We start from the raw sequence: 14,681 nt of genomic DNA on the forward strand, positions 1-14,681 counted from the left end.
GGCGGCTCCGGTTCACTCCGCCGGCTGCGCGATCGTGGCCGGCGGCCGCTTGGGACGGATCTCCACACCGGAATCGGGCATCTCGTGCGCGCTCGCCCGGAGGTGCCGCCCGAGCTTGCGCCCGATCCACTGCTCCATGTCGATCGCCATGCTGAAATAGGCCGGGACCAGCAGCAGCGTGAGGAAGGTCGACAGGATGAGGCCGCCGATCACCGTCACGCCCATTGGCGCACGCCAGCTGCCGTCGCCGGTCAGCGAGAGCGCGATCGGGACCATGCCCGCGACCATCGCCACCGTGGTCATCACGATCGGCTGGGCACGCTTGTGCCCGGCCTCGACGATGGCATCCTCCTTGGTCATCCCATGGTCCATCATCTCGACCGCGAAATCGACCAGAAGGATCGAGTTCTTGGCGACGATGCCGAGCAGCATCAGGAGTCCGATGAAGACAGGAAGGCTGAGCGGCTGGCCGGCGATGTGGAGCGCGATCACCGCACCGAGCGGCGCCAGCAGCAGCGAGCCGAGGTTGACCAGCGGCGCCAGGAAGCGGCGATAGAGCAGCACCAGCACCGCGAACACCAGCGCAATTCCGGCCATGACCGCGATCACGAAGTTCTGGATCAGCTCGCCCTGCCACTTCTGTTCGCCAAGCGACATCTGCTGGACGCCCTCGGGCAGGTTCTTGACGGTCGGAAGCTCGTTGACCTTCTTCCAGGCGTCGCCGCTGACGAGGCCCGGAGCGAGGTCGGCGCCGACCGCAATGCGGTAGAGCTGGTTGGTGCGGTTGACGGTGATCGGGCCCGAACCGAAGCTGATCTCCGCCACCGACTTCAGCGGGACGGAGCCGCCGCTTGCGGTCGGCACCGGCAGGTTCTCGAGCGTCGAGATGTCGCGTCGCTCGGACTGGTCGAGGCTGACGATGATCGGCACCTGGCGATCGCTCAGCGAGAAGCGCGCGCTGTTCTGGGCGATGTCGCCGATGGTCGCGATGCGGATGGTCGAGGCCAGCGCGCTCGTGCTCACGCCGAGGTCGGCGGCAAGGTCGAAGCGCGGCTTGATCCGAATCTCGGGACGGACGTTGTCGCCTTGGACGCGCGGCGCGACCAGTTCGCGCAGCCTGCCCATCTCGTCCTCGATCTGGTTGGCGGCCTGACGCAGTTTGATCGGGTCATCACCGCCCAGATAAAGGGTAACCGGACGGCCGCCGCCGCCGGGTCCGCCGCCGCCCTGGCTGAGGAAGTTGACCTGCGCATCGGGAACCTTGGCGAGCAGCGGCGTGATCTGCCGCTCGATCTCGAAGCTCTTGAGCTCGCGGTCCTTCTTGTAGACGACGTTGAGGAACGCCGCGCCGGTGAAGCTGCGCTGGAAGACGTTCTCGACGTTCGGGTCCTGGCGGACGATGTCGCGGACCTGCTCGGTAACCACCTTGGTCCGGTTGAGCGTGCTTCCCGGGGGCATGCCGATGCGGATGGTGCTGCTCGGCTGGTCGGTCTCGGGCTGGAAGGCCATCGACAGGGTCATGACGCCCAAGGCGGTCGCGCCGAGGATGGCGAATCCCGCGACGACGGTCACCCAGCGGTGCCGCAGCGTCCACTTGAGCGTGTCGAGATAGCGGTCCATCCACTTGCCCGAGGCATGCTCCTGGATGCCGCCGCTCTTGAGGAAGTAGGCCGCCATCAATGGCGTGATCATTCGCGCCACGAGCAGGCTCATGAACACCGCGAGGACGACGGTGTACCCGAAGTTGCGGAAGAACTGGCCCGAGATCCCCGGCATCAGCGCCACGGGCAGGAACACCGCGACGATCGACATGGTGGTGGCGAGCACCGCCAGACCGATCTCGTCGGCGGCGTCGATCGAGGCCTGGAAGGCGCTCTTGCCCATGCGCATGTGGCGGACGATGTTCTCGATCTCGACGATCGCATCGTCGACCAGGACGCCCGCGACCAGCGCCAGCGCGAGCAGCGACAGGAAGTTGAGGTTGATCCCCATCAGGTCCATGAACCAGAAGGCCGGGATCGCGGAGAGCGGGATGGCAATGGCCGAGATAACCGTTGCGCGGACGTCGCGGAGGAAAAGGAACACGACCAGAACCGCCAGCGCCGCGCCTTCCATCAGCGCGTGCATCGACGAGCTGTACTGGCCCTTGGTGTAGTCGACGCTGTTGTTGACCTCGACGAACTTGACCCGGGGATCCTCCTTTTCGATCTTCCGGAGTTCGGCCCAGGTGTTGTCATAGGCGGTGACGACCGACGCGCCCTTGGCACGGGCGACGTTGAAGCTGACCACCGGATTGTCGCCGAGCACCGCCGAGGAGCGCGGTTCGGCCGAGGCGTCGCGCACCTGCGCGATGTCGGCAAGGCGGACGAAGCGGCCACCGGGAAGCGCGATCTGGGTGTTGGCGAGCGCGGCGGCACTGTCGGCATTGCCGAGCACGCGAACGGTCTGCTCCGAGCCGGCGATCTCGGCTCGGCCGCCCGGCGCGTCGAGATTGATCGCACGCAGCTGCTGGTTGACCTGCGCCGCGGTGATGCCCTGCGCCTGCAGTGCTGCCGGATCGAGGACGACCCGGATCTGGCGCTCGACGCCGCCTTCGCGGGTGACCTGCGCGATCCCGGCCTGGCCAAGCAGGCGACGCGAGATCTTGTTGTCGACGTACCAGCTGAGCTCGGGAAGGCTCATGTCGGTCGCCTCGACAGCGATGAAGACGAAGCCGTCGCCACCGAAATTGACCCGGCTCACCTGCGGCTCGAGGATGCCCTCCGGAAGGTCGCTTCGGATCTGGTCGATCGCCGCCTTGATGTCATTGACCGCCCGGTCGGTCGGCGTTCCGATCTTGAACTGGATGAAGGTGTTGCTGTTGCCTTCGCGGACGTCCGAGTTGATCTCGTCGACGCCCTCGACCCCGCGGACGGCCGCCTCGACCTTCTGGGTGACCTGGTTGACCATCTCCGACGGGGCGGCGCCCGGCTGGGCGATGACGACGTTGGCCGCGGGGAAGTCGATGTCTGGATTGTCCGTGACCTCCATTGTCTTGAAGGCATAGATGCCCGTCAGCAGAAGCGCGATGAACAGGACGATGGGCGGCACCGGGTTGCGGATGCACCAGGCCGAGATGTTGCGGAAACTCATGGGTCTTCCTGTCCTGATCGGGACCGAACGGGCGCGTTGGCGCGCGCCGCTCAGTTGGCCGCTGCCTGCCGCCTGGGATTGACCTTCTGGCCGGGGTTGAGGAACGGACCGGCCGAGACGACCACGACTTCCTGACCGTTGAGCCCGCCGAGGATCGAGACGCCGCTGTCGTCGACCGCGCCGATCTTCACGTTGCGCCGCTCCGCCTCGTTGCAGTCGTTGATGATGAAGACGTAATTGCCCTCGTCGTCAGCCAGCACCGCGCTCTGCGGAAGCAGGGGAGCGGTCGTCGCGCCCGCCGAGATGCGCGCCTCGGCGAAACCGCCCGGGCGGATGCCTGGGCCATACGGAATGGCAATCCGGACTTCGCCCTGACGGCTGTTCGGGTCGATCACCGGGGCGACCTGCCAGATCGAGCCGGACACGCTTCCACTCGACCCGATCGGGGTCACGCTGGCGGGCATTCCGACCCGGACCTTGGCGATGTCCTGTTGGCTGAGCTGCGCCCGCATTTCCATCTCGCCGCCACGGGCGAGGCGAAACAGGCCCTGGCTGCCCGGTCCGATGACCTGGCCGACTTCGAGATTGCGCTGAAGGACGAGGCCCGCGCTCGGCGCGGTGATGTCGAGGAGGCCGATGCCCGCGCGGGTCGCGCCGAGCTGGGCCTGGGCGACGCGGACCTGGGCCTGCGCCTGGTCGCGAGCGGCCCGCTTGCGGTCGAGGTCGGCCTTGGAGACGAAGCCGCGGCCGACGAGCGCCGCCGAGCGGTCATATTCGTTCTGGGCCAGCGCCGCGCTGGCGCGGGCCGATTCTACCGCGGCGGACAGCTGGGCACTGGTCTGCGCCTGCACCGAGCGGTCGACGGTGGCGAGAACCTGCCCCGCGCGCACCCAGGTGCCGGCATCGACCAGCACCGCGGTCACCCGTCCGCCCTGTCCGGCGGCTCCGACCGGCTGGTCGCGGCGGGCGGCGAGGGCGCCGCTCGCGGTGATGATGCTCGCGACCTGGCTGCGACCGGGGACGATCACCGAGACGGTCGGGACCTGGCCGCCGCGCTTGCCCTGGCCGGCGGCGGCGGTGCCGCTCCCGGCGGCCGGGGTGCTCTGGTCGCTTCCCCGCGAGAAGAAGAAGTAGGCGAGGCCAAGAACCAGGATCCCGACCACCGCGGCGAGGATCAGATTCCGGCGGCGCCGGCTGTCATCCACCACGACAATCGTTTCGTCCCGCTCAAACCGGGTCTCGCGATTCATGCCCACACCTTCTCTTTTCCGGTCACGACTCTCTGGCCGCTCAAAGGCTGTATTAGCCTAGTAAGTCACTACGCGCAACACAGGACGGCCCTGCTTCAAGCGCAAGCGCCATTCGACCAACGGTCCGATGGGCACCGCGAAAAGGTCATTGCCGAGCCCCGTAGATGGCGGTTAGCGTTTCTCCTGACAACCGCAGGGAGAATGTGATGCTTGCCGATCATGGCTGGTTTATGTGGATCATCATCGGCCTCGTCGCCGGTGGTATTGCCAAGCTGTTGATGCCGGGCCGCGATCCGGGTGGCTGCATCATCACCATCCTGCTCGGGATCGGCGGCGCGATGCTCGCCGGCGCGCTCGGGCGCGTGCTCGGCGTCTACCGGGATCCGGGCGACGGAGCGAGCTGGATCGCCGCGATCATCGGCGCGGTGCTGATCCTCTTCATCTACCGCCTCGTGCTGAAGCGGCGCTGATCTAGGGCCGGCGAAGGTCCAGGCGGCGGAGCAGCACGCCCGCCGCCAGCAACAGGATCGCGCCGAGCAGCGACAGCAGTAACGCCGGAAGCGAGAAGCCGGTCGGCTCCACTGGGCCGGCGAGGATCGGAGTCACCAGCAAGGCACCGAGGACGGCGCCGACGATTCCGAGCCCAACCATGGTCAGCACTTCGCGCGGCGTGCTGCTGGCGACCATCACGCTGACGAGCCAGCCGAGCAATGCTCCGGCAAGCAGAAGCAGGATCCAGGTCAGCGGCATCGATGGGGCTCCTCATGCGGCAAGGGCCGCGCACCCTCTCGGATGCACGACCCTCACGGTAATCGATGTGGTGCTGTTTAGCGGACGCGGCCGCGACGCACCAGATTGACGATCGCCAGCAGGATGATCGCGCCAAGCAGCGAGACCAGGATGTTGGGGAGCGACAGCGGAGCGTCGGTGATCGACCCGCCACCGAGCAGCGGCGCGAGCAGGAAGCGGCCGAGCAGTGCGCCAAGGATACCGACGATCACGTTGAGCAGGATGCCCTGCTGCGCGTCGGTGCGCATGACGATGCTCGCCAGCCAGCCCAAAATGCCGCCGACGATGATGATGATAATCCAGTCCATGCGTTCCCTCCTGTAGTCCGTCCGTGCGTGCCCGCCGGACGGTTCTTGCGGCATCAAGACGCGGCAAGGCGTTGTCTTGTTCCGATGAGGGAACGGCGCGAGGGCCGTGTCGGTTCCGTAACGGGTGCGATCAGTATCGCTGCTGGCGCTCGTAGACCTGGCGATAGTGCTGGATCCGCGTCACCCGGAGACCCGGCATTCCGCTCCGATCCACGGCCCGCTGCCAACTCGCGAATTCCTCGAGGCTGAGGTTGTAGCGCTGGCAGACCTCGTCGACCGTCAGCAGCCCGCCGGCGACCGCGGCGACCACTTCGGCCTTGCGGCGGACCACCCACCGGGTGGTGGAGGGAGGAGGAAGCGTCTCCAGCGTGAGCGGCTCGCCAAGGGGGCCGATCACCTGATGGGGACGAAACTTCTGGTTCTCTAGCATTGCTTCCTCGGACGACGATGGTTCGTGGTGGCTTGTTGTCCCTGACTTACCGCCGACCCTCTCAAGCAATTGTGAAGTCCGCTGGTAAACGAACCCGTCATGATTGGCGCCGCGGCGGCAAAGGCGCCGAGGCGACTGCCCCTGCGAACCGTGCCGCCACCCACCAGCAGGGCGACCACCGCATCGAGTCGTGCCCGGGCATCGCCAACGGGGCCGAGGCTCTCCAGGACCGTTCCAAGCTCGTCAGAGCGAAGCGCGGCCGCCTGGGTCCAATTGTTGCTCAGCTCCGCCAACTCGCCGTCACCCTCCATCACGTGGCGCCATGGCTCAGGCACTAGCGGAAGAGGGTGAATGCCGAGTAAAGAACCGCCGCGATGATTGCCGATTTCCAGCTCGACCGGCCCGCTTCGGGTGCGCGGATCGTCGTCGCAATGTCCGGCGGGGTCGACTCGTCGGTTGCCGCCCTGCTCGCGGCAAAGAGCGGCGCCGAGGTCATCGGGGTCACGCTCCAGCTCTACGACCATGGTGAGGCGGCCAAGCGCTCGGGCGCCTGCTGCGCGGGCCAGGACATCTATGACGCGGCGCAGGTCTGCGAGAAACTCGGCATCGCTCACTACGTCCTCGATTATGAGAGCCGCTTCCGCACCGGCGTGATCGAGCGCTTCGCCGACGATTATGCCCGCGGGCGGACGCCCGTGCCCTGTTCGCTGTGCAACCAGGGGGTGAAGTTCACCGACCTCCACGCCTTTGCCCGCGAGCTCGGCGCCGATGCGCTGGTGACCGGCCATTATGTCCGGCGGGTGGTCCGGGATGGCCGGGCGGAGCTGCACAAGGGCCGCGACCCCGCTCGCGACCAGAGCTACTTTCTCTACGGCACCACCGCCGAGCAGCTCGCCCTGCTGCGCTTCCCGATCGGCGAGATGCCGAAGGCCGACGTCCGTGCGCTCGCGGCCGAGGCCGGGCTGATCGTCGCGGACAAGCCAGACAGCCAAGACATCTGCTTCGTCCCCGACGGCGACTACGCCGGGCTGGTCAAGCGCATGCGCCCCGAAACCGACGCACCGGGCGAGATCGTCGACCGCTCGGGTAGGGTCCTCGGCCGGCATCCCGGGGTGGTCCACTTCACCGTCGGTCAGCGCCGCGGACTCGAGATCGGCGGTCATGCCGAGCCGCTCTACGTCCTCCGGATCGAGCCCGAAGAGCGCCGGCTGGTGGTCGGACCCAAGCAGGCGCTGGCGATTTCGGAAGCCCGGGTCGCCGACTGGAACTGGCTTACCGAGGACCAGCGCGAGGTTGCGGTCAAGGTCCGTTCGCTCAGCCGGCCGGTGCCGGCCACGATCAGCGAGGGAACCATCCGCTTCCACCAGCCCGAGTTCGGCGTCGCGCCGGGCCAGGCGGCGGTGGCCTATGAAGGCGACCGGCTGCTCGGCGGTGGCTGGATCGAAAGTACGATGGCTGCCGACTGCGCCCTGGCGTCCGCCGCCTGACATGCCGCAGCAGCGCAGCGCCGGAATCCTTCTCTACCGTTGGCGCGCGTCGGCTCTCGAGGTTCTGCTCGGCCACCCCGGCGGCCCCTATTGGGCGCGCAAGGACGTCGGCGCCTGGATGGTTCCCAAGGGCGCGGTCGAGCCGGGCGAGCAGGCCAGCGAAGCCGCCGTTCGCGAGTTCGAGGAAGAGGTCGGTCCCCTCCCGCCGGGAAAGCCGGTTCCGCTCATGACCGTCCGGCAGAACGGCGGCAAGCTGGTCGAAGTCTTCGCGCTCGAGGGGAACTTCGATCCGCTCGCGCTGTCGAGCAACGAGTTCGAGCTCGAATGGCCGCCGCGCTCGGGCCGGATCAAGCGCTTTCCCGAACTCGACAAGGTGCGGTGGATGGGGATGGCGGAAGCCAGGCGTCGCATCCTTGCAAGCCAGCAGCCGCTACTCGCCGCCCTCGAGGAGCAGCTAGCGGGACCGCCGCGCGACGGCGAAGAGCAGGGCCCCGGCCAGCGCTAGGACCGCCAGCGTGACCCACGCCGTCGATCCGGCCTGGCTCGCGACGAGGGCCGACAGCGCGATGCCGACTGCTCCGAGCATCACGTCCCCGGTCGACCGCCGTCCGAGCTTCAGCCACGCCGCGATTGTCACCGCATAAACGACCATCCGCGCCAGCGTGCTGACCACCGCCAGCCAGACGAAGCCGCCCGTCAGAGCGAGGATGGCGGCGAGCGCCGCGAGCAGGAAGATCGAGTGGTGCGGGCTGAGGAAGCGCGGATGAACGGCCGCGAGCCATGCCGGAAGGTCGCCGCGGAGCGCGAGCGCATGGCTGACCCGCGGGGTCGCGGCCATGTTGGCATGGAGGTTGCCGGCGAGACTCGCCACTGCCGCGAGGAGGACCATCAGGGCGCCGAGCGGCCCGAGCAGCGCGGTCCCGAGCGCCAGCAACGGTGCCTTGTCGCCCTTCGGGTAGGCGGGATCGACCGCGACGAAGGCCAGCTGCACCATCAGGTAGAGGAGGACGATCCCGCCGACCGTCAGCAGCAGCGCGCGCGGCAGGGAGCGGGAGGAGTCGCGAGTCTCGCCCGATACCGCGACCGAGCTCTCGAATCCGACGAAGGCGTAGAAGACCAGCAGCATGCTCGCTTCGACCGCGCCGAGCGGCGGCGGCAGGCCCAGGGTGGGGAGGGGAGTCGTGACCAGCGCGAGCAGCGCAAGTGCCAGCAAGGGCAGGCTCTTGAGCAACGTCATCCCGCCGAGCAGCCGGAGGGCGCGGGTCATCCCGACGATGTTGGCCCAGCCGATCAGCAGGATCGCGCCGAGGATAAGGCCCGAGCGGCCGAGCGGGGAGACCTCCACTTCGGTCCAGCGAAGGAGATAGTCGACCAGCACATGGACGTTGGCGGCAAAGGCCGACACCCGCGCGACATAGTAGATCCAGCCGACCTCAAAGCCGGCGGCGCGGCCGAAGGCGGAGCCGTAGGTGACCGGCCCGCTTTCGCCCGGCATGCTTGCGGCCGCCTTCGCGAATGGGATGGCAATCAGCAGCACGACCAGCCCGGCGAGCGGGAACAGCCAGGGCGCCCAGGCTCCGACGTCGCCGGCCAGCGTCGCGGGCAGGGCGAAGATGGCCGCTCCGACCGCGCCATTGAAGGAAATGAGGATGGCGCCGCCAAGGCCGACCCGCTTCGGCAGCTCCGCTTGGCTCAAAGCTGGAAACTGCCTTCGATCACCGTTCGTGCCTCCCCGCCGAGGCGCACCCTATCTCCGGCAAGTTGGCACTGCAATTCGCCGCCGCGGCGGCCGACCTGCGCGGCGCTGAAGCGGGTTCGGTCGAGCTCCTTCGCCCAGTAGGGCACGAGCGCGCAATGTGCCGATCCGGTCACCGGATCCTCGTCGATCCCGTGGTAGGAGGCGAAGACGCGACTGGCGATGTCGGTCTGGTCGCCCGGCGCGGTGATCATCACCAGCGCGTCGATCGCGCGGAGGCGCGCGAAGTCCGGGCATATTGCGCGCACTGCTGCCTCGTCGGCCAACCGGACCAGGATCGCGCCATTGGCACCCTCGCCGAGCATGACGTTCCCATCCGTGCCGAGCGCGGCGAGCACCTGGTCGGCGCTGCCTTCGCGAAGCCGGCTCGCCGGAAGGTCGAGCCACAGCAGCCCGTCGTGCCGGGAGACCGACAGCACGCCTGAGCGGGTGCGGAAGCGGACCTGCTCTCCCGTCAGCAGGATGTGGCCGGTCGCAAGCGTGGCGTGGCCGCACAGGTCGACCTCGACCGTCGGGGTGAACCAGCGCAGGTGATAGTCGGCGTCTTCCTCGTCGAGCGGCACGATGAAGGCGGTCTCGCTGAGGTTGTTCTCGGCCGCGATCGCCTGAAGCGTCGCGTCAGGGAGCCATTCTTCCAGCGGCATGACCGCGGCCGGATTTCCGCTTAGCGGGGCCGGCGCGAAGGCGTCGACCTGGAAGAAAGGAAGGATCATCGCCGCTCCGTGATCTCGTGGGGCAGCATGCCCTCGCGATCGGTATGTCCTTCGGGGTCGAGATGAAGGAAGATCTCGGTCCCGGGGAAACGCCGCTGAAGGTCCTCCTCGACCCGGTCGAGCCTGTCGTGCGCCTGACGCACCGACCATTCCTCGGGCACCCAGACGTGGAACTGGATGAAGTCGTGGACTCCCGACGTACGGGTCCGGACGTCATGCATTCCCTTGAGCTCGGGATAGTCGGCGCAGGCCGCGAGGAAGGCTTCCCTTTTCTCGAGCGGCCATTCGGCATCCATCAGCTGGTTGACGCTCTCGCCGGCCGCTTGCCACGCACCCCAGAGCAGGAACAGCGCGATGCCGATGCCGAAGGCAGCGTCGGCGCCACGCACCCTCAGATACTGGTCGACGATCAGCGCCACGATGACCGCCGAGTTGAGCAGCAGGTCGGACTTGTAGTGGAGGTTGTCGGTCTGGATGGCGATCGAGCCGGTCCGCGCGATGACCCTCTTCTGATAGGTGAGGAGCAGCAGCGTCGCGAGGATCGCCGCGACCGACACGGTGATCCCGAGCTCGGCATTGGCGGTGGGCGCACCGTTGAGCAGCCGGTCGACCGCGCGCCAACCGATCCCGAGCGCGCTAGCGGCGATCAGCACGACCTGGCCGAGCGCGACCAGGGCTTCCGCCTTGCCATGGCCGAAGCGATGGTCGTGATCGGCCGGGAGCGCGGCGATGCGCACCCCGGCAAGCGTGACCAGGCTGGCGACGAGGTCGAGCGCGGTGTCGGCGAGGCTTCCGAGCATCGCCGTCGAATCGGTGGCGATCGCAGCCCAGGCCTTGGCGGTCAGCAGCAGCGTCGCCATGCCGACGCTGGCGAGCGCCGCGCGTTGGGTCAGCCGGGTCCGCTCGGGTCCGACCACCCTCACGGGTAGAGCAGCCCTTCGCTCCAGCCCTCGCCGGAGCGGGTGAACAGCCGGCGGTGGTGGAGCCTGAACTCGCCGTCTTCCCAGAATTCGATGCGGTCGGGAACCAGGCGGAAGCCCGACCAGTGCGGCGGACGCGGCACGTCGCCGCCCTCGAAGCGCGTGCGCACCGCCTCGATCCGGTCGATGAAGGTCTCCCGCGAGTCGAGCGGACGCGACTGGTCGCTCGCCCAGGCGCCGATCCGGCTGTCGCGCGAGCGGCTGGCGAAATAGTCGTCGGCGTCGGCCGCGGCGACCTGCTCGAGCCGCCCCTCGGCGCGAACCTGCTTGCGCAGGCTCTTCCAGTGGATAGCGAGCGCGCCGAACGGGTTGGCGGCGATCTGCCGCCCCTTGTCGCTCTCGAGATTGGTGAAGAAGCCGAAGCCTTCCGGCCCGTAGCGGCGCATCAGGACGATCCGGACCGATGGCCGGCCGTCTGGAGTCGCGGTGGCAAGGGCCATCGCATCGGGATCGTTGACCTCGCTCTCGCGGGCGAGGGCCATCCACTCGGCGAACAGCGCGAAGGGGTCGGTCGGCATGGCCGCGGCCTGTAGGGCCTTCGCACCTTGGCAGGCAAGCAAAGGCTCCCACCTAGCGCGAAAAGGAATAGCCCTTATGGAAGGGAACCATGGATCTATACGCACGGCTCGGGGTGAAGCGCGGGGCAACCGACGCCGAGATCAAGAAGGCCTATCGCAGCCTTGCCAAGCAGCTTCACCCCGATCGCAACCAGGACAACCCCAAGGCCGCCGAGCGCTTCGCGCAGGTGACCGCCGCCTATGACCTGCTGTCCGACGCGGACAAGCGCGCCCGCTACGACCGCGGCGAGCTGGACGAGGAGGGCAATCCCAAGATGCCGTTCGGCGGCGGCTATGGCGGTGGCGGCGGTCGGCCGGGCAGCGGAGCCAGCGGATTCGAGGGATTCAGCCAAGGCGGGGCGGCCGGTGGGCCGGACCTGTCTGACCTGTTCGAAGGGCTGTTCGGAGGCGCGGGCGGACGCCGCGCGCAGGGTTCGCCGTTCGGCGGCGGAGCGGCTGGTGGCGGCCGATCGCGGGCGCCGTCGAAGGGCGCGGATGTCGCCTACCGGCTGACCGTGCCCTTCACCGACGCCGCGACGCTCGCCCCGCAGCGGGTGACGCTGGCGGACGGCGCGACGATCGAGCTCAAGCTTCCCAAGGGCCTCGAGGACGGCGCCAAGATCCGGCTTGCTGGGCGGGGCGAGGCGGGGCCGGGCGGCAAGGGCGACGCGATCGTGACCGTCGCGATCGATCCCCACCGCTTCTTCACCCGCGACGGGCAGAACGTCCGGCTCGACCTGCCGCTCAGCCTTAAGGAGGCGGTGCTCGGCGCCAAGGTCAAGGTGCCCACCCCCGACGGAGCGGTGATGCTGAGCGTTCCCAAGGGGACGAGCTCGGGCAAGGTGCTGCGGATCAAGGGCCGCGGCTTCTCGGCCAAGGACGGGAGCCGGGGCGACCTGCTGGTGACGCTGATGGTCGAGGTCCCCAGCGGCGACGCGGCGCTCGAGCGGTTTGTCGAAGGATGGGACGCGGGTGGCAACCCGCGGGCGGGTCTCGGCGTCTAGTCGCCACTGATGCAGGACATTTCCCCCCAGAGTCCCGAGGCCCGGCGCAAGCGGCTGGCCGCGATCCAGGCCCGCTTCGGGTCGCGGGTCGTGGAACGCTTCAAGCCGGGCACCAAGCCGTTCGAGGTCGCCAAGCGGGTCGCGGTCGGGGTCTATAACGACGGTTTCATCCACGCCGGCAACCTCGCCTACCTCAGCCTCCTGTCGATGTTCCCCTTCTTCATCCTGGCGGCGGCGGTAGCGCAGCTCCTGGGATCGTCGGACGGCGCGCAGGCCGCAGTGTTCAACGTGCTGCGCTCGCTTCCGCCGAGCATCGCCTCGGTGCTGAGCGGACCGGTCACCGAGGTGCTGACCGCACGCCAGGGACCGCTCCTGTGGTTCGGCGCGATCGTCGGGCTGTGGACCGCGTCGGGCTTCATCGAGACCATCCGCGACATCCTGCGCCGGGCCTATGGGGTCAAATATACCGCTCCTTTCTGGGAGTACCGGCTGATCTCGGCGATGTTCATGCTCGGACTGGTCCTCTTGCTGATGACCTCGCTTGCGATGACCGTCGCGCTGAGCTCGATCGAGGCGTTCATCGTCGCCAAGCTGCCCGGACTGGCCGAGCTCGAGAACACGTTGACGCTGGTCCGGATCGTGCCCGCGCTGGCGCTCTACCTCACCGTCTACCTCGTGTTCGTCGTCCTGACCCCGTCCCGTTATCGCAAGCGGGGATGCCGCAAGTGGCCGGGGGCGCTGCTGGTGACCAGCTGGTGGATCGCCACCGCGACCCTGCTCCCCGCCGCGATCGGCCTCGCCGGGGGCTATGACCTGACCTACGGAAGCCTTGCCGGGGTGATGATCGCATTGCTCTTCTTCTTCATCGTGGGCCTGGGCGTGGTGATGGGGGCCGAGCTCAATGCCGGGCTGGCGGAGACCGACCCGGTGGCGCTAGAGGGCGAGCATTATTCCGGACCGCACGCCGAGACTCTCGAGGTCGAGGCCCCCGATCCGGAGGAGAAAGTGACGGCCAAGCCGGTGCAGGGGAAAGAAGTCGCATGACGGGATTGATGGCAGGCAAGCGCGGACTGATCATGGGCCTCGCCAATGACCGGAGCCTCGCCTGGGGGATCGCCAAGCAGCTGGCCGAGCAGGGCGCCGAACTGGCCTTCTCCTACCAGGGCGAAGCGCTCGAGAAGCGGGTCCGCCCGCTCGCCGAGAGCCTCGGCGAACCGGTGCTGCTCGACTGCGACGTCGGCGACATGGACGCGCTCGACCGGACCTTCGCCACGCTCGAGGAGCGCTGGGGCGGGCTCGACTTCCTGGTCCACGCGATCGGCTTTTCCGACAAGAACGAGCTTCGCGGGCGGTTCGTCGACACCAGCCTCGACAACTTCCTGCTGACCATGAACATCTCGGTCTACAGCTTCGTCGCAGTGTCGCAGCGCGCGGCGCGGCTGATGAAGCCGGGCGGAAGCCTGCTGACGCTGACCTATTACGGCGCCGAGAAGGTCATCCCGCACTATAACGTGATGGGCGTCGCCAAGGCCGCGCTCGAGACCGCGACCAAATATCTCGCCGCCGACCTCGGCAAGGACGGGATCCGGGTCAATGCGATCAGCGCGGGGCCGATAAAGACGCTGGCGGCGAGCGGGATCGGCGACTTCCGCTACATCCTCAAGTGGAACGAGCTGAACAGCCCGCTCCGCCGCAACGTCACCATCGAGGACGTCGGCGGCGCCGGCCTCTACCTGCTGAGCGACCTCGCGAGCGGGGTTACGGGCGAGATCCACCATGTCGATTCGGGCTACAATGTCGTCGGCATGAAGGCCGAGGACGCACCGGACATCGCCACCGTCTGAGCCGGCGGCTGCCGCGCCGAAGTTACCGAAGTTACCCTGCTGTGGGCTGTCCACGCGCTCGAAGTTACCGAAGTTACCCAGGTGCGGCTGTGCTTCGCCATCGACGGGGTAGCCGAAGTTACCAAAGTTCCCCGGGTGCGCGCTGTTCGCGGTGTCGGCGACGACGCGCGCGCACATCGGGTCCACCAGGGCGAGTACGGGTGAGCTGGGCGGACCGGGCCATGGCGCCGACCACATCATGCGAAATCCTATTGTTCAAGCACGCCCGGCGGTCACCGTTCGTCGAGCGTCGCAGCGTGTTATAGAAGTAACACGCCTGTTCGTCGAAGCCGGCGTGCAACCGCTCAGGGATGGCTCCTAGCTCGACGCCAGCGCCGTCCGGGACGGGGCGAATGAGGGGACGATGGCATTTCTCATGAGATGCTCAGCGA

General features: G+C 68.0%; 15 protein-coding genes. 6 read left to right on the plus strand and 9 right to left on the minus strand.

Going from position 1 to position 14,681, the window contains the following annotated elements; all coding sequences use genetic code 11:
* Positions 1 to 12: 12 nt before the first annotated feature.
* Positions 13 to 3,132: an efflux RND transporter permease subunit gene (locus ABD727_RS02620; RefSeq protein WP_344705832.1), complete on the minus strand. Its 3,120-nt coding sequence runs from the start codon at positions 3,130 to 3,132 to the stop codon at positions 13 to 15.
* 50 nt (positions 3,133 to 3,182) lie between these two features.
* Positions 3,183 to 4,382 (minus strand): efflux RND transporter periplasmic adaptor subunit, encoded by a 1,200-nt coding sequence (locus ABD727_RS02625; RefSeq protein WP_344705833.1) that lies wholly within the window; start codon positions 4,380 to 4,382, stop codon positions 3,183 to 3,185.
* A gap of 206 nt (positions 4,383 to 4,588) precedes the next feature.
* Here ABD727_RS02625 and ABD727_RS02630 point away from each other — a divergent pair, with 206 nt between their 5' ends.
* Positions 4,589 to 4,852: a GlsB/YeaQ/YmgE family stress response membrane protein gene (locus tag ABD727_RS02630; RefSeq protein WP_344705834.1), complete on the plus strand. Its 264-nt coding sequence runs from the start codon at positions 4,589 to 4,591 to the stop codon at positions 4,850 to 4,852.
* Between the two features lies 1 nt (position 4,853).
* Here the strand turns inward: ABD727_RS02630 and ABD727_RS02635 are convergent, their stop codons facing one another.
* From ABD727_RS02635 to sciP, 3 genes are all read right to left on the minus strand, one after another.
* A complete protein-coding gene (locus ABD727_RS02635; protein ID WP_344705835.1) occupies positions 4,854 to 5,132 on the minus strand; it encodes a GlsB/YeaQ/YmgE family stress response membrane protein in 279 nt (92 codons plus the stop codon).
* 77 nt (positions 5,133 to 5,209) lie between these two features.
* The gene (locus ABD727_RS02640; RefSeq protein WP_344705836.1) at positions 5,210 to 5,479 is read right to left on the minus strand and encodes a GlsB/YeaQ/YmgE family stress response membrane protein; all 270 of its coding nucleotides are present in this window, start codon (positions 5,477 to 5,479) and stop codon (positions 5,210 to 5,212) included.
* Between the two features lie 130 nt (positions 5,480 to 5,609).
* Complete coding sequence (gene sciP, locus ABD727_RS02645) at positions 5,610 to 5,909, minus strand: CtrA inhibitor SciP (RefSeq protein ID WP_344705837.1); 300 nt, start codon at positions 5,907 to 5,909, stop codon at positions 5,610 to 5,612.
* A 374-nt stretch (positions 5,910 to 6,283) separates the two neighbouring features.
* On the opposite strand from sciP, the gene mnmA reads away from it, so the two are divergent.
* Positions 6,284 to 7,396 carry a tRNA 2-thiouridine(34) synthase MnmA gene (gene mnmA, locus ABD727_RS02650; protein WP_344705838.1) on the plus strand — a complete coding sequence of 371 codons (1,113 nt, stop codon included), beginning with the start codon at positions 6,284 to 6,286 and terminating at the stop codon, positions 7,394 to 7,396.
* 1 nt (position 7,397) lies between these two features.
* The gene (locus ABD727_RS02655; RefSeq protein ID WP_344705839.1) at positions 7,398 to 7,901 is read left to right on the plus strand and encodes an NUDIX hydrolase; all 504 of its coding nucleotides are present in this window, start codon (positions 7,398 to 7,400) and stop codon (positions 7,899 to 7,901) included.
* Here the strand turns inward: ABD727_RS02655 and ABD727_RS02660 are convergent.
* The 4 genes from ABD727_RS02660 to pdxH are packed head-to-tail and all read right to left on the minus strand — an operon-like array spanning position 7,851 to position 11,363.
* A complete protein-coding gene (locus tag ABD727_RS02660; RefSeq protein ID WP_344705840.1) occupies positions 7,851 to 9,092 on the minus strand; it encodes an APC family permease in 1,242 nt (413 codons plus the stop codon). The genes ABD727_RS02655 and ABD727_RS02660 overlap by 51 nt on opposite strands.
* A complete protein-coding gene (locus tag ABD727_RS02665) occupies positions 9,089 to 9,865 on the minus strand; it encodes a PhzF family phenazine biosynthesis protein (protein ID WP_344705841.1) in 777 nt (258 codons plus the stop codon). Before ABD727_RS02665 ends, ABD727_RS02660 begins: the two co-directional genes overlap by 4 nt.
* The gene (locus tag ABD727_RS02670) at positions 9,862 to 10,788 is read right to left on the minus strand and encodes a cation diffusion facilitator family transporter (RefSeq protein WP_344705842.1); all 927 of its coding nucleotides are present in this window, start codon (positions 10,786 to 10,788) and stop codon (positions 9,862 to 9,864) included. Before ABD727_RS02670 ends, ABD727_RS02665 begins: the two co-directional genes overlap by 4 nt.
* Complete coding sequence (gene pdxH / locus ABD727_RS02675; RefSeq protein ID WP_344705843.1) at positions 10,785 to 11,363, minus strand: pyridoxamine 5'-phosphate oxidase; 579 nt, start codon at positions 11,361 to 11,363, stop codon at positions 10,785 to 10,787. The genes ABD727_RS02670 and pdxH overlap by 4 nt, the downstream gene beginning before the upstream one ends.
* Before the next feature lie 89 nt (positions 11,364 to 11,452).
* Between pdxH and ABD727_RS02680 the strand changes: the two genes are divergently transcribed.
* The 3 genes from ABD727_RS02680 to fabI are packed head-to-tail and all read left to right on the plus strand — an operon-like array spanning position 11,453 to position 14,250.
* The gene (locus tag ABD727_RS02680; protein WP_344705844.1) at positions 11,453 to 12,406 is read left to right on the plus strand and encodes a DnaJ C-terminal domain-containing protein; all 954 of its coding nucleotides are present in this window, start codon (positions 11,453 to 11,455) and stop codon (positions 12,404 to 12,406) included.
* A 9-nt stretch (positions 12,407 to 12,415) separates the two neighbouring features.
* Positions 12,416 to 13,450 (plus strand): YihY/virulence factor BrkB family protein, encoded by a 1,035-nt coding sequence (locus tag ABD727_RS02685; RefSeq protein ID WP_344705845.1) that lies wholly within the window; start codon positions 12,416 to 12,418, stop codon positions 13,448 to 13,450.
* Complete coding sequence (gene fabI / locus ABD727_RS02690) at positions 13,447 to 14,250, plus strand: enoyl-ACP reductase FabI (protein ID WP_344705846.1); 804 nt, start codon at positions 13,447 to 13,449, stop codon at positions 14,248 to 14,250. Before ABD727_RS02685 ends, fabI begins: the two co-directional genes overlap by 4 nt.
* The last annotated feature ends 431 nt before the right edge of the window (positions 14,251 to 14,681 follow it).

It is taken from the genome of Sphingomonas swuensis, assembly GCF_039538045.1.
In the GTDB taxonomy this organism is placed as follows: Bacteria; Pseudomonadota; Alphaproteobacteria; order Sphingomonadales; family Sphingomonadaceae; genus Sphingomicrobium; species Sphingomicrobium swuense.